Source organism: Methylobacterium sp. Leaf123 (assembly GCF_001423405.1).
GTDB lineage: Bacteria > Pseudomonadota > Alphaproteobacteria > Rhizobiales > Beijerinckiaceae > Methylobacterium.
In genome coordinates, this window is the sequence record NZ_LMNS01000034.1 from 139,056 (window position 1) to 151,949 (window position 12,894).

Below are 12,894 nucleotides of genomic sequence, written 5' to 3' on the forward strand. Positions count from 1 at the left end.
AATCCATGCGGCGAGAATCGAATTACATTTGCAACGACGAAGGATCGGTGGCCGTCGAGTTCGCCCTCGTTGGAGCAACGTTTATCCTTACATTGCTTTTCGTGATGGCATCTGCACTGGTCGTATTTATCAACCAGACCATCGACAATGCTACGATACGGGCATCGCGCCAAATTCTGACGGGGAGCCTTCAGTCTCAAGCGACTGCGGCAACGCAGGAAGGTTTCAAGCAAAGTCTCTGCGGATACCTGCCAGCGACGCTTTCTTGCGACAACGTGATCGTCAATCTGTACGTGGTGCCTAAGGCGGGGCAACCCAGCGGGTACTACTCCTACGTCTCATCCGACTTGAGCGGTGTGACCGTGGCCAATCTCGCCACGGGGGCGGGACAATTCAATCTCGGCAGCCGGGGAGATTACCAGTATTTGCAGGTCATCTACCCCATCACATTCCTGCCTTCGCCAATTTCGTCCTGGCTGAGCGGCGGTGCGACCTACAAGGGCAAGCCGGCCTATCTCGCGGTTTCGGCCGCGGCCTTTCGCAACGAGCAGTATTGATGGCGGCCGGCTCACCCCGCACGCCCCTTCCCGCACCGCTGCGCAGCCCGGCGCTGGAGAGCTCCCTCGCGCTCCGAACGCGGGCGTCGCTTCGACGCATCCGCGCCGGCCTCGGGGCGCAAGCGGAACACTTCCGTGCGGCGGAGGGGGCGGTAGCCGCTATCGAGTTCGCTCTGATCCTGCCCACCCTGCTCCTAATACTGTTCGCAGGCACCCAGGTGGTCGCCTACATCGACGCGACCCGCAAAGTCGAACTCGTCGCGCACTCGATCAGCCAGATGATCTCGCAATCGGTGCCGCCAGACAACTCGACCGTCGCTCGGGTCAATGCCACCGACCTGCATTTCGCTTACGACGCCACCCTCGTGCTGTTTCCTTACGTGATGAAAGACGCCAAGCGGCAGGGCCGTCCGTGGTGGCAGAACATCTCGATCAATTACGCCAGCATCCAGTTCAAGGCCAAGAATGCCACCTGCCAGAGCAACCTCGACACCAGCGTCGATCTGAGTCCCTGCTACGATGCCAAAGTGGTCTGGACGACTACTGGCACCGCCCAGCCCGGCGGGAACAACTACCGACCCTGCGATACGCCGCAACTGCCGTCAGCCGACGACGCGGCGTCGAGTCGGACTACCCTGCCGCGATCCACCTACGGGCCCGGATCGCTGGTGGTGATCGACGTGGCGTTCGATTTCACGCCGACCTTCGGGTCAGGTTTCGTCTCCGCCGTGCGGATCGCGCGATCGGCCTATGTGCAGCCGCGCTACGCTTCGCTGGTGAGCTTCGACACAACCAATAACGACGGGATCGCGACCAAATGTACCGGCTATTGACCCGCGTAGGCCGGCTCAAGGGCCGGGCGACGGCCCTGGCCTCGAACGCCGACGGCAGCATCAACATCCTGTTCGCCCTCGCCGCGCTCCCCACCATCGGCCTTGTCGGCCTCGGCGTCGATTACGGCATGGCGATCAGCAGCAAGACGCGGCTCGACAACGCAGCGGACGCCGCCGCGCTCGCGGGCGTCGTGACGGCCAAGGAGTTTATCGCCGCCAACGCGCAGCAGAGCGACGTGACGGCGTCCGGCATCAAGGCGGGAGAGTACCAGGCCCTCAAGGCCTTCAACGCCAATGCCAGCAAAGTCCCGTTTGCAACAGTCTCTCTTTCTCAACTAGAGATCGTACGAAGCGGACAAACCCTCGATGCGACGGTCAGCTATACGGCCACCGTTCAAAGCACTTTTGGAAGGATTTTCGGGCTTTCGGCGACGACCCTAACCAACCGGGTCAACGCCTCGGTCGACCTCGCAGGCTACCTCGATTTCTACCTGATGGTGGATGTATCGGGCTCAATGGGTCTGCCGACGAAAGATTCCGACGCTGAAGCGCTCGCCATGCAAAGCAAGGAGAAGCAGGGAAACTGCCAATTCGCGTGCCACTTCCCAGATAGTGTCGGCTGGACCAAGGCGGCGGGAAAAATCCAGTTGCGGTCCGACGCGGTGAACAACGCGGTCTGCGAACTCCTGAAACGGGCCTCGACGCCAGTCGTACCGAACCAGTATCGAATCGGCATCTATCCGTTCATCAATCAATTGGCGACACTCGCCCCCCTCACCGATACCACCACGTCTCTTGCTGCGCTGAGAACGGCGGCTCAGTGCGATAAGATTTGGCCGCTCGCTTTCACCAATCTGCTCGACACGGGCAGCACGCAACTATTTACGAACAACGATCCGAAGACCGGTACCGGCAGCGGTGGGACTCATTTCGAGGCGGCCCTGCCGAAGATGAAGTCGACCATCAAGCCCTATGGCAACGGCTCTGCCTCAACGAACTCGAGGCCGTTCGTGTTTCTGATCACCGACGGCATGCAGAACAGCCAGTCGTACTCAGCGTGGAAGGATACGAAGACATTTTCTGGAAATCCTTCGAAATTTGCAGGCTATCCCAACGCCGACTGGAACGGCTCGCAACCCGCTCAGATCGATCCGTCGAAGTGCACGGATCTCAAAAACGCCGGCGCGACCATCTCAGTTCTGTATATACCCTACAACATTGTAAAAAATTACAACAATGACAGCTATATTGTTTGGGAGAATGGCCGTGTCAATCAATTCAGTCCGACCCTCGCAGATCCTCTTCGGAAATGCGCATCGCCGGGATTTTTCTACACGGCCAATACCCAGGATGATATCACCGCTTCACTCGGCGCAATGTTCAAACAGGCACTGAGAGTCGCTCGCATCACGCAATAGAACATCGTTGCGCCGAACCGGATGCTCGTCTGGTTCGGCATGCGAAAATAGGAGAATGAGCGCCTGGAGCCGTTCCCCGTTGAAAGCCATGGGGAGCGGCTCCGGCGTATTCGGGTCCGAGCATGGTCGCGCACGATCGACCCTGGCAGGAAGCCTCCGCTTCGGATCGCGGCGGATGTATGCACGGTTGACCCGCGCCGACTTGATCGCTCTGCCGCCGCGCGGCACAGCGGGGGCGCGCCACACCGCCCGCCTCTTCTGCAGGGCCCCTTGCCGGAAGAGCCGCTCCCTCACGCGAACGATCGGCCGGGATGCCCGAGACCCACGCCTCCTCCGACCCTGCCCGCGCCGGCGCGGCTCCGCCCGGCCGGGTCCGCGAGCGCTACGACTCCCTCGTGGCCTCGGGCGCGATCGAGCGCGATCCATCGCAGATCAGGCTCGTCCAGGCGCTCGACCGGCTGGTGCAGAACCTGGAGCGGCGGCGCCGGGCCAAGAAGGGCAGCGCGCTGGGCTGGCTGTTCGGCCGCAAGGACGACGATGTCGGGCCGCCCAAGGGGCTCTACATCTGGGGCTCGGTCGGCCGCGGCAAGACCATGCTGATGGACCTGTTCCACGACGCCGCGCCGGGCCCGAAGCGCCGAGTCCATTTCCACGGCTTCCTCGCCGACGCGCATGAGCGCATCCACGCCCATCGTCAGGCCCTGAAACGGGGCGAGGTGAAGGGCGACGACCCGATCCCGCCGGTGGCCGAGGCGCTGGCGGCGGAGGCGACGCTGCTCTGCTTCGACGAGTTCACGGTGACCGACATCGCCGACGCGATGATCCTGGGCCGCCTGTTCGGGGCGCTGTTCAAGCGCGGCGTAACGGTGGTGGCGACCTCGAACGTCGAGCCAGACCGGCTCTATGAGGGGGGCCTCAACCGGGCGCTGTTCCTGCCTTTCGTGGCGGAGCTGCAGCAGCGGGTCGAGGTGCTGCGCCTCGATTCCCGCACCGATTTCCGCCTGGAGAAGCTCGGCGGCAGCTCGGTCTACCATGTGCCGGCCGATGCGGCGGCCGATGCCGCGCTCGACGCCGCCTTCAAGGCGCTCGCGGGGCGCGCGAAGGGCCAACCGAGCACGGTGAAGGTGAAGGGCCGCGCCGTGCCGGTGCCGGAAGAAGCCGGCGGCGTCGCCCGCTTCAGCTTCGACGACCTGTGCCGCAAGCCGCTCGGCGCCTCCGACTACATGGCGCTGGCCGACAGCTTCCACACCCTGATCGTCTCCGGCATTCCGGTGATGGGCGAGGCGGAGCGCAACGAGGCCAAGCGCTTCATCACCCTCATCGACACCCTCTACGACGCGCATGTGAAGCTCGTCGCCTCGGCCGCGGCCGAGCCGACCGAACTCTATACCGCGGGACAGGGCCGCGAGGCCTTCGAGTTCGAGCGCACCGCCTCCCGCCTCATCGAAATGCGTTCCGAGGGATATCTCGGCACGCCACATGGGCGGGCACCGTCCGAGTCGAGCGCGGGCCTAGCCGAGACCTGAATCCCTACCCTGCCGCCGGATCGGCACCGGGCTTCACCCGCGGCAGCGGCCGGCTGAGATAGGGCGAGCCGGGCACCAGAAAGCGCCAGGGGGCCTCGACCCCGCGGCTGATGCCGATGCGGGTCGTCGCCGCGACCGGCATCGGCCGCTCCGGCGCCGCCCAGGCGAAGGGCGCGCGGTCGAGGGGCAGGCCATCCTGCGACAGGTCGATGCCGAGCGCCTGGGCGAGCCGGCCCGGCCCGGCACAGAGGAGGCGCGGCGCGTCGAGCCCGCGGCGGGCCCGCATCGTCTCCAGACCCTCATTCGGTTCGAGCGCGCGCAGCAGGACGGCGCTGCCGGTCTCGCAGACGAGGTTGAGGCACCAGTGCAGGCCGTAGGAGCGGTAGACGTAAGCGCGCGCCGGCGGCCCGAACATGCTGGCGTTGCGCCGCGTCGGCCCGGCGAAGCTGTGCGAGGCCGGATCGCTCCGGTCGTAGGCCTCGGTCTCGACGATGAGGCCGCCGACACCGTCCACGAACAGCCCGTGGCCGATCAGTTCGGCGGCGACGGTCGCGGCGGGTCGGTCGAAGAAGGCCGGGTTCATCGCGCCCGCCTCCGCCCGGTCAGGACGCCTTCTGCAGTTCGGCCCGAACACGGGCGACACCCGGCGGCTTGAGTTCGAGCGCCAGCCGCACGGCGTCTTCGAGATAGGCCTGGGGGGTGATCCCGGCACGACCGGCCGCCCGCGACAGGGCGTTGGCCAGATCCGCGCTCAACGCCACCTGCACCGTCTTGGCTGGCACCGGCTGCGCCGCTTGCAAAGGCTGCGCCGCCTGCACAGGCTGCGTCGGAGCCGGCGCTGGCGCCAGTCCGGCATCGGCCGGCGGGAGCGTCGTTTCGCCCGATGCCTTCCCAGTCAGGGCCTCGCGCCGACCGAGGGTGGCGAGGCGGTCGGCGCGCTCGTTGCCGGCCTCGCCGGCATGGCCGCGCACCCAGGTCCAGCGCACGTCGCGAGAGGCGGCCAGGGCGTCGAGGCGCTGCATCAGGTCGATATTCTTCACCGGCCCCGTGGCGGTGCGCCAGCCCCGCGCCTTCCAGCCGCGCATCCACTCGGTGACGGATTTGACTACGTATTGGCTGTCGCAGCGCATCTCGATCGCGGCGCCCTCGGGGAAATGCTCCAGGGCGCGGATCGCGGCGGTCAGCTCCATGCGGTTGTTGGTGGTGGCACGCTCGCCGCCATACAGCTCGATCGTGCCGGAGGGCGCCTGGATCACCGCGCCCCAGCCGCCGGGGCCGGGATTGGGGTCGCAGCCGCCATCCGCATAGACGATGGTTCGCATCGGTCCCATTCGCTTTCAGCCCTGTGCCTGCCGTTTCCGGACCGGGGCTAATACACGCCAGCTAATATTTGGCCACGACCGGCGCGGCCAAAACCGCCTGCGCCGACGGCTCGCCGATGAGACCGCAGCGGGCGGCCGCGTCCGGCGGCAGCAGCGGGTCGAGGAGCCCGCGCCGTCCTTCGAGGAAGGCGAGCGCCTGCTCGGCCGAGGCCGCCTCGCGGCCGGGCATCTCGATCAGAAAATGCTCGAGCGCGTAGCGGTAGCGGGCGATGCGCAGGGATGTTTCCAGGCGCACCCACGCCACGAGGCAGCGATTCTCGGCAACCCGCATCGCGGCCTGCCGCACGTCCCGATCGTCGAGGCTCTTCGAGAACGGCAGGGCCCGCAGGCGCACCCCGTCCGCGTCGAAGACACGTCCGGCGACGGCGGCGAAGATCGGGATCAGCCGGCCATCGGCGACCGCGTCGTCCGACAACCTGCGGTAGCGAGAGTAGGGAGAGCGAAACGCCTCGGCGATCAAATCGTTGTGATAGGCGGGAAGATCATCGTGCCGCCAATGCGGCGGCAGCACCCGGGCTCGGGTCAGGTTCGCGAGCGCGTCGAGGAAGGCGGCCTGGCCGTCGGCGGGCATCAGAAACCGCCAGGCACGATCGCGCAGAATCGTCTCGTCGTCGGTGAGCGGAAAGGCCGAAGCCGGCGCGCCGCGTTCGTAGGCGGCCACGGTCCCCGTGGTCTCGATCAGGCGGTTCCAGGCGCTCGGCGCCGGGCGACCGAAATTACCCTCCTGCGCACAGGCGCCCGGCAGCAGGGCCAGAAGCAAGCACGCGGATCGAGAACCGGCGCGCGTCACGAGCGGCGGCGGCGCGGAACCGGCAGAGCCTCCGCCTCCGGCATCCGCTCGTAGCGTACGCCCATGAACAGCAGGATCTGGCCGCGCGGCGCATCGTCCGCCTCGCGGCGGAAGCGGCGGGTCGTCGCGGGGGTGAAGGGCACGACGGAGCCGGTCGCACCGCTCTCCCGGTCGCCGAGCTTCGCTGCGGGAGCGGAAGAGGACGTCGTGAAGGGGGCGGTCGTTGAGGGCGTCATGGGCCTGTCCCGTCGATGTGTGTGGCGGCCGGCTCCCGCCCTGCGGCCTCCCGGAGCGGGCAGGCAGCATGAGCGAGCGCTCGTCGTGAGCGGGACGGGCCCGCCCCGGCCGGGCGATCTCAAGCGAAGCTCAGCACGACGTGGTTAACGGAGTGTTTCAACGCACCCCGCATTCGGCGTTCGTCAGCCGCCATGGGCGAGCTCGGCGGGACCTGTTTCACGGACGGCACGGTCCTTGCAAACTTGCCCCTGCCCATGGCGGGCGTTTCCTCCCTCGACTTCGGCCCCGCGCGATCACGCTGCGGGGCCGTTTCTTTGTCGGGCGGGTTTTCTCGGGCTACGCCGGAGGCCCAGGCCGGCGCGAGCGGGCGGGTGCAACGGTGGCGTGCTGCGCTTGCTAACAAGGGGGGATGCCCGATATGCGGAGCCAACCCAACTTTGATCGAGCGTAAGGACAAGGCAGGATGCGTCCGGACTTCTCACGATTCGGCAGCCCGGCGCGCGGGGTGTCCGCGGCCCTGAAACTGGCGCCTCTCGCTCTGCTGGCTCTGGTGGCGGCAAGCCCGGCCCAGGCTCAGCGCGAGGACCAGGGGCTGCAACTCGGCTGCGCCAACGACTACTTCCGGCTCTGCGCCGGCGTCGATCCGAACAGCCAGGATGCCGATGCCTGCATGACCCGCAACCGCTCGCGCCTCTCGCCCGAGTGCAAGTCCGCCATCAGCGACTACGACCGGCGCAGCGGCGGCTCGCAGACCCGCGGCCAGCGCTAACGGCACCGCTCCGGCTGCCTCACGGAACACCCACGCGCTGAGTCTCTCTGCTTCGGCGGTGCAGCAGGCGCCGGGTGCGAGGCATTCGGGTTTCGGTCCCCTCAGAGGACCGATCGGAACGGAGCGGGCTCGCTGAGAGCCCGCGGTTTCGCCCGCTGTTTTGGCGGAACGCGCAGCAATATCGGGGATGAGCATGGCGTTGACCGTCGCGGTTCAGATGGACCCGATCCAGTCGATCCGCATCGCGGGCGACACCACCTTCGGCCTGATGCTGGAAGCGCAGGCGCGGGGTCACAGCCTCTACACCTATACGCCGGACCGGCTCTCGATGCAGGGCCGACTGGTCACGGCCTACCCCCAGCCTGTGACGGTGCAGGATGTCGAGGGCGCGCATGCGAGTCTCGGGGCCCCGGAGCGCATCGACCTCGCCGAAGTCGACGTGGTGCTGATGCGCCAGGATCCGCCCTTCGACATGGCCTATGTCACGGCCACGCACATGCTGGAGAAGATCGCCGGGCGCACCCTGGTGGTCAACGATCCGGCCGAGGTCCGGAACGCGCCGGAGAAGCTGTTCGTCCTCGATTTCCCCGAATTGATGCCGCCGACCCTGATCTCCCGCGACCGCGCCGAGATCGAGGCCTTCCGCAAGGAGCACGGCACGGTCGCGATGAAGCCGCTGCACGGGCATGGCGGCGCAGCGGTGTTCCGGGTCACGGAGGAGGATCCGAACTTCGGCTCGATGTTCGACCTGTTCACCGCCACCTTCCGCGAGCAGTGGGTGGTGCAGCGCTTCCTGGAAAAGATCACCGAGGGCGACAAGCGCATCATCCTCGTGGACGGCGAGCCGATGGGCGCGATCAACCGCGTGCCGGCCAAGGGCGACATCCGCTCCAACATGGTCCGCGGCGGTGCGGCCGGCGCCTCCGACTTGACCGAGCGGGAGCGCGAGATCTGCGCTACCATCGGGCCGGAGTTGAGACGCCGCGGCCTGATCCTCGTCGGCATCGACGTGATCGACGGTCATCTCACCGAGATCAACGTCACCTCCCCCACCGGCATCCGCACCATCAAGCGGCTCGGCGGCCCCGATCTCGCGGTCTCGGTCTGGGATGCGATCGAGGTGCGGCTCGCCGCCCGCCGCAGCGTCGGCGGCTGACGGTCCTCCGAGACGGAAGCGTCTCGGACAACCGGCCTTCCCCCATCGCGATCGCCCCCTACCGAAACACCGGTAGCCCCGAGCCGATCAGGGCGAGGCCGGCGATCAGCAGAAGGCCGGCCAGGGTTTCGGCCAAAGCCGCGCGCGCGCCGAAGCGGTGCGCCTGAGCCGCCAGCCCGACACCCGCGACAAGACAAGCGGTGCTCGCGACCATCAGCACAGGCGATCCAGCGGACGGACGATAGCCGGACCTGCAAGACAGGCGCTGCCTGGCCCCACCCCGAGGGAACGGACGGAGGCAGGGACGCAATCCGCCGGGGGCTGTCCCGGCGGATATGCAGTTCGGCATGAGGCTGACGATTCGAACATCGATCTCGGCATCGGACTGTTCCCGCCCCATCCGCGGAAGCCGATGGCAGCGCGAAGACATGAGGGATCGCGGGCGCGCCGCGTGGCGCAGGCCATTACGTGTCAGGGGGGCAAAAGGTTTGCCCGGCGCGCTTCTGACAGCCGTCCCCGTCATCGCCGCCTCGGGCCCATGCGCTTTAGTGCATCGGCACTTTATTCGATCAGGATTTTTGGATCATTCCAACGGCGATACACAGTTCCATACGGACGATTGCGGAACAGGGCGCACGTGGCAACACTGGAAACAAATCTCATAAATCGATCCGTCGATAGGCAGCGCGCGTCAAGATTATATTCGCCCGGCCACGCGGCGGCTGTGAAGGCGATACAACGGGGTAATTTGGCAAATTGAAGACTCACTGAATTGCTCTTGCCGGTTCATAAGCGAAACAGCAGAATATTCGGCCGTTCTGTTACAATTTAAAAGTGAAGCCGTCTAAACCCATACCCGTCGAATCCCGAATCACGCCTCGCCTCGCGGCGTCGCATTGAGTTCGGCCCAATCGAGTTCTTCTTCCAGCACGAGATAGGCGTCGTCGCCGATCCGGCCGTTCCGGCGCAGGGTCAGGAGACGGTCGCGGGCGGCGTGAATCGCGCGGCGGCGGGGCTCGTCGGTCGGCAGCCCTTCCGGGGCGAGGCCCTCCTCATGCGCCTCGGCCTGGGCCAGCGCGGCATGGAACTCACGGCGCAGGGCATCCGCCGCCTCCGAATGGTCGTCCTTCAGGGCCTCGACCGCGGCGCCGTAGGCCTCGGCCCGCGCCCGGCCGACCTCGCGGCCGACCGGATCGCTATCCTCCAGCCCGAGCCAGCCCAGGATCGGACGCAGGCTCAAGCCCTGGACCACGAGCGTCCCGATCACCACGCAAAAGGCCGTGAGCACGATCAGGTCGCGATAGGGAAACGCGCCACCCTCAGGTCCGCCCTCGGGCAGGGCCAAAGCCGTGGCGATGGTGACGAGGCCGCGCATCCCCGACCACGAGACGGCAAAGCCGGCACCAAGGCCGAGATCGCGGGCCGGGCCGTGATCGTCCGGCGGATCGGAGGCGACGCCGAAGCCGACATGGCGGATGGCGCTCGCCGGCAGCACCCAGGCGATGCGAACGAGGATCACGGTGACGACCACGGCCCCGGCCACGGAGGCGTAGGCGAATTCCTGCTCCGGCGACATCCGCGCCAGAATCGGCCCGATCTGCTCGCCGATCAGCACGAAGGCGAGGACGTTGAGCACGAAGATCGCCGTTGCCCAGACCGCGTTCGAGATCACCCGCGGGCGCGGCGAGGTCTGGCCGGGGGCGAGGCGGGCAACCGTGATCGCGAAGCTCACAACGGTGAGCACCCCGGACAGCTCCATCGCCTCGGCGGCGATCCAGAGGCCGAAGGCGGCCGCGAACTGCAAGACGATAACGCTGGCCGGCTCATCGATGCGGCGCAGGATCCGCAGGTAGGCGAGCGCGGCGAGCGGCCCTGCCACGAGGCTGCCGACGACACCGATCAGGAAGGCCGGCGCCACCTCGGCGAAGGCGAAATGGCCGGTCATCGCCGCCGCCACGCCGAGCCGGTAGATCAGCAGCGAGGCGGCGTCGTTCAGCAGACTCTCGCCGCGCAGGATCGTCGCGAGACGGTGCGGCAGGGAGACGTGACCGAGCACCGACAGCGCCGCCACGGCATCCGGCGGGGCCACGATGGCACCGAGCACGATGGCGGCGGCCAGCGGCATGTCCGGCACCAGCCACAGCGCGACCCCCGCGACCGCTGCGGTGGTCGCCGCCACCGCGCCGACGGCGAGCCCGGCAATCGGGCGGGCATTGCGCAGGAGATCGCGCAGCGAGGTGCTGTAGCCGGCATCCATCAGCACCGGCGCGAGGAACAGGGCGAGCGCCAGTTCCGGATCGAGCGTCAGGCTCGGCACGCCGGGCACGAAGGCGAGGCCGACGCCGCCCAGGGCCAGGAAGGCGGGATAGGGCGCGCGCAGGCGCCGCGCCAGGGCAGCGAGCAGAACCGCGCCGACCAAGACGCCGACGATCCAGTGGAACACGAACATGAAAGGAAACGGACCCGACGTGCCCCCGTGCCAATGACGGTGGCAACGGAACGCCCGGCGACCGGAATTCTTTCCGAAATCCGCGGCGGGCCGGATTTACGCCGGGCGGGAGGCGATCAGATCGCGCAGGGTCGTGATCGTGGAGGAATCCGCGACGCCGTCGATGCGGGCCGGCCGGAAATGGCGCTGGAAGGCGGTGACGACCGCGCGCATCGCCGCATCGAAATGGCCGGTGACCGGCTGCGCGTAGCCGTAGAGGGCCAACATCGCCTGCAGGGCCTCGACCGGCTGGCCGGTATCGCCCATGGCGAAGAAGCGGCCATCCCGCACCGGAGCCGGCGGCACCCAATGCCCGACACCCTCGCGCGCCAGCCGCTCCCAGGGAAAGCCTTCGCCCGGATCCTCCTTACGTGCGGGCGCCACATCGGAATGGGCGAGCACGCGGGGGCCGGGGATCGCACGCCGGACGACGATGTCGCGGGCCAGCCGCGCCACCGCGGCGATCTGCGCCTCCGGATAGGGCGGGAGCCCGCCGGAATGGCCGGGATGGGCGATCTCGATGCCGATGGAGCGGGAGTTGACGTCGCGCGTGCCGGCCCAGGCGCCGGCGCCCGCGTGCCAGGCGCGATCGGCCTCCGGCACCATCTGCACGACGCGGCCATCCTCGAACACGAAGTAATGGGCCGAGACCTCGGCCGATGGGTTGCACAGGCGGTCCAACGCGCCCTGCGCCGTCGGCATGCCGGTGTAATGCAGGATCAGCATGTCGAGCCCGTCGCCGATCCGCGCGCCGCGATTGGGCGAGGCGATGACGGACTGCACGAGCGGGCTATCGGGGGAGAAGCTCATGTCAGCCCCCGCTCGGCCGCGATCTGGTCCCAGGCGGCATTGATGGCAGCCAGCCGGTGCGTCGCGATCGCCACCGCCTCCGGCGGCAGGCCGCGGGCCAGCGCCCGGTCGGGATGGTTCTCGGCCACCAGCCGCCGGTACTGCGCCTTGAGGGCGGCGGAGTCGGCGGAGCGTTCGAGGCCGATCACGAGGTAGGGGTCGTCGGCGAGGCGCACGTGCCGGGCAGCGATCCGGCGGAAGGCCGCCTCGTCGAGGCCGAAGATCCCGGCGACGGAGCGCAGGTAGCGCTCCTCGCCTTCGTGGATCGCCCCGTCGGCGGTGGCGATGTGGAACAGGCCGTCGAGCACGTCCTCGAGCAGAGCCGGCTCCTCGCCGAAGGTCGCGGCGAGCTGCCCGGCATAGGCCTCGAAGCCGTCGGTCGTCGCCTTGGCGAGGTCGAACAGGCGCTGGACGCTCGCACGCGCCTCGGGCTCGACCTGCACCACCCGCCCGAAGGCCTGGACCTCGGACTCGGTCACCACGCCGTCGGATTTCGCCATCTTGGCCGCGAGCGCCACGAGTCCCGTCGTGAACACCACGTCCCGGGGCGTCGGGCCGAAGGGCGCGCCCTCGCGATCGACGAGGAAGTGGCCCGCGACCGATCCGACCAGCGCCCCGATCGGCCCGCCGACCAGCACGCCGATTCCGGCCCCGCCGATCTTGCCCCACAAGCCCGTGCTCATCGGGCGCCGCCCGCGCGAGGAGAGCGGGAGGATCGGGACTTCAGTGCGGGCAAGAGCGGTTCCGAGGTCATGCGGCGGGAGCGTTCGTTGGAGCCGGAGCATCGTCTTGTTCCGAAAGCCGGCAGCCACCTTTCGGGACGATGCCTTAAACGCCGCAAAGCGTACCGCAGCGCAAGCCCGGCGCGTTGTCCGATCGCAAAAGGAAA

14 protein-coding genes are annotated in these 12,894 nt (G+C 67.8%); 6 read left to right on the forward strand and 8 right to left on the reverse strand.

The annotated features are described in order from the left end of the window. Positions 1-5: 5 nt before the first annotated feature. From ASF53_RS16570 to zapE, 4 genes are all read left to right on the forward strand, one after another. A complete protein-coding gene (locus ASF53_RS16570) occupies positions 6-557 on the forward strand; it encodes a TadE/TadG family type IV pilus assembly protein (protein WP_056200653.1) in 552 nt (183 codons plus the stop codon). Further along, complete coding sequence (locus tag ASF53_RS16575; RefSeq protein ID WP_056200656.1) at positions 557-1,390, forward strand: TadE/TadG family type IV pilus assembly protein; 834 nt, start codon at positions 557-559, stop codon at positions 1,388-1,390. The genes ASF53_RS16570 and ASF53_RS16575 overlap by 1 nt, the downstream gene beginning before the upstream one ends. Next, positions 1,375-2,808: a pilus assembly protein TadG-related protein gene (locus tag ASF53_RS16580; protein WP_056200659.1), complete on the forward strand. Its 1,434-nt coding sequence runs from the start codon at positions 1,375-1,377 to the stop codon at positions 2,806-2,808. The genes ASF53_RS16575 and ASF53_RS16580 overlap by 16 nt, the downstream gene beginning before the upstream one ends. Positions 2,809-3,119: 311 nt before the next feature. Next, positions 3,120-4,334 (forward strand): cell division protein ZapE, encoded by a 1,215-nt coding sequence (gene zapE, locus ASF53_RS16585; RefSeq protein ID WP_056200663.1) that lies wholly within the window; start codon positions 3,120-3,122, stop codon positions 4,332-4,334. A gap of 4 nt (positions 4,335-4,338) precedes the next feature. On the opposite strand, the gene ASF53_RS16590 is transcribed toward zapE, so the two are convergent. The 4 genes from ASF53_RS16590 to ASF53_RS16605 all read right to left on the reverse strand — a co-directional run bounded on the left by ASF53_RS16590 (position 4,339) and on the right by ASF53_RS16605 (position 6,742). Next, complete coding sequence (locus ASF53_RS16590; protein ID WP_056200666.1) at positions 4,339-4,917, reverse strand: DNA-3-methyladenine glycosylase; 579 nt, start codon at positions 4,915-4,917, stop codon at positions 4,339-4,341. Between the two features lie 19 nt (positions 4,918-4,936). Further along, on the reverse strand, positions 4,937-5,656 hold the full coding sequence (rnhA, locus tag ASF53_RS16595) for a ribonuclease HI (RefSeq protein WP_056201020.1): 720 nt from the start codon (positions 5,654-5,656) through the stop codon (positions 4,937-4,939). Between the two features lie 61 nt (positions 5,657-5,717). Then, on the reverse strand, positions 5,718-6,506 hold the full coding sequence (locus tag ASF53_RS16600; RefSeq protein WP_056200669.1) for a hypothetical protein: 789 nt from the start codon (positions 6,504-6,506) through the stop codon (positions 5,718-5,720). Beyond that, complete coding sequence (locus tag ASF53_RS16605) at positions 6,503-6,742, reverse strand: hypothetical protein (protein ID WP_056200672.1); 240 nt, start codon at positions 6,740-6,742, stop codon at positions 6,503-6,505. The genes ASF53_RS16600 and ASF53_RS16605 overlap by 4 nt, the downstream gene beginning before the upstream one ends. Before the next feature lie 464 nt (positions 6,743-7,206). Between ASF53_RS16605 and ASF53_RS16610 the strand changes: the two genes are divergently transcribed. Next, the gene (locus tag ASF53_RS16610; RefSeq protein ID WP_056200676.1) at positions 7,207-7,512 is read left to right on the forward strand and encodes a hypothetical protein; all 306 of its coding nucleotides are present in this window, start codon (positions 7,207-7,209) and stop codon (positions 7,510-7,512) included. 193 nt (positions 7,513-7,705) lie between these two features. Next, positions 7,706-8,668, forward strand: coding sequence for a glutathione synthase (gene gshB / locus ASF53_RS16615; RefSeq protein WP_056201023.1), 963 nt, complete (start codon positions 7,706-7,708; stop codon positions 8,666-8,668). 58 nt (positions 8,669-8,726) lie between these two features. On the opposite strand, the gene ASF53_RS26330 is transcribed toward gshB, so the two are convergent. From ASF53_RS26330 to ASF53_RS16630, 4 genes are all read right to left on the reverse strand, one after another. Next, positions 8,727-8,882, reverse strand: coding sequence for a hypothetical protein (locus ASF53_RS26330; RefSeq protein WP_200943251.1), 156 nt, complete (start codon positions 8,880-8,882; stop codon positions 8,727-8,729). 657 nt (positions 8,883-9,539) lie between these two features. Then, positions 9,540-11,117, reverse strand: a complete 1,578-nt coding sequence (locus ASF53_RS16620) for a Na+/H+ antiporter (RefSeq protein WP_056200680.1) — start codon at positions 11,115-11,117, stop codon at positions 9,540-9,542. A gap of 96 nt (positions 11,118-11,213) precedes the next feature. Further along, entirely contained in the window at positions 11,214-11,966 is a 753-nt protein-coding gene (locus tag ASF53_RS16625; RefSeq protein WP_056200683.1) for an N-acetylmuramoyl-L-alanine amidase, read from the reverse strand. Next, complete coding sequence (locus ASF53_RS16630; protein WP_056201026.1) at positions 11,963-12,688, reverse strand: TerB family tellurite resistance protein; 726 nt, start codon at positions 12,686-12,688, stop codon at positions 11,963-11,965. The genes ASF53_RS16625 and ASF53_RS16630 overlap by 4 nt, the downstream gene beginning before the upstream one ends. Positions 12,689-12,894: the final 206 nt, after the last annotated feature.

What these genes read in the sequence shown, in the direction of transcription:
- ASF53_RS16570 (WP_056200653.1), top strand. Translation starts at nt 6, where the DNA reads ATGCGGCGAGAATCGAATTACATTTGCAACGACGAAGGATCGGTGGCC.
- ASF53_RS16575 (WP_056200656.1), top strand. Translation starts at nt 557, where the DNA reads ATGGCGGCCGGCTCACCCCGCACGCCCCTTCCCGCACCGCTGCGCAGC.
- ASF53_RS16580 (WP_056200659.1), top strand. Translation starts at nt 1,375, where the DNA reads ATGTACCGGCTATTGACCCGCGTAGGCCGGCTCAAGGGCCGGGCGACG.
- zapE (WP_056200663.1), top strand. Translation starts at nt 3,120, where the DNA reads ATGCCCGAGACCCACGCCTCCTCCGACCCTGCCCGCGCCGGCGCGGCT.
- ASF53_RS16590 (WP_056200666.1), bottom strand. Translation starts at nt 4,917, where the DNA reads ATGAACCCGGCCTTCTTCGACCGACCCGCCGCGACCGTCGCCGCCGAA.
- rnhA (WP_056201020.1), bottom strand. Translation starts at nt 5,656, where the DNA reads ATGCGAACCATCGTCTATGCGGATGGCGGCTGCGACCCCAATCCCGGC.
- ASF53_RS16605 (WP_056200672.1), bottom strand. Translation starts at nt 6,742, where the DNA reads ATGACGCCCTCAACGACCGCCCCCTTCACGACGTCCTCTTCCGCTCCC.
- ASF53_RS16610 (WP_056200676.1), top strand. Translation starts at nt 7,207, where the DNA reads ATGCGTCCGGACTTCTCACGATTCGGCAGCCCGGCGCGCGGGGTGTCC.
- gshB (WP_056201023.1), top strand. Translation starts at nt 7,706, where the DNA reads ATGGCGTTGACCGTCGCGGTTCAGATGGACCCGATCCAGTCGATCCGC.
- ASF53_RS26330 (WP_200943251.1), bottom strand. Translation starts at nt 8,882, where the DNA reads ATGGTCGCGAGCACCGCTTGTCTTGTCGCGGGTGTCGGGCTGGCGGCT.
- ASF53_RS16620 (WP_056200680.1), bottom strand. Translation starts at nt 11,117, where the DNA reads ATGTTCGTGTTCCACTGGATCGTCGGCGTCTTGGTCGGCGCGGTTCTG.
- ASF53_RS16625 (WP_056200683.1), bottom strand. Translation starts at nt 11,966, where the DNA reads ATGAGCTTCTCCCCCGATAGCCCGCTCGTGCAGTCCGTCATCGCCTCG.
- ASF53_RS16630 (WP_056201026.1), bottom strand. Translation starts at nt 12,688, where the DNA reads ATGAGCACGGGCTTGTGGGGCAAGATCGGCGGGGCCGGAATCGGCGTG.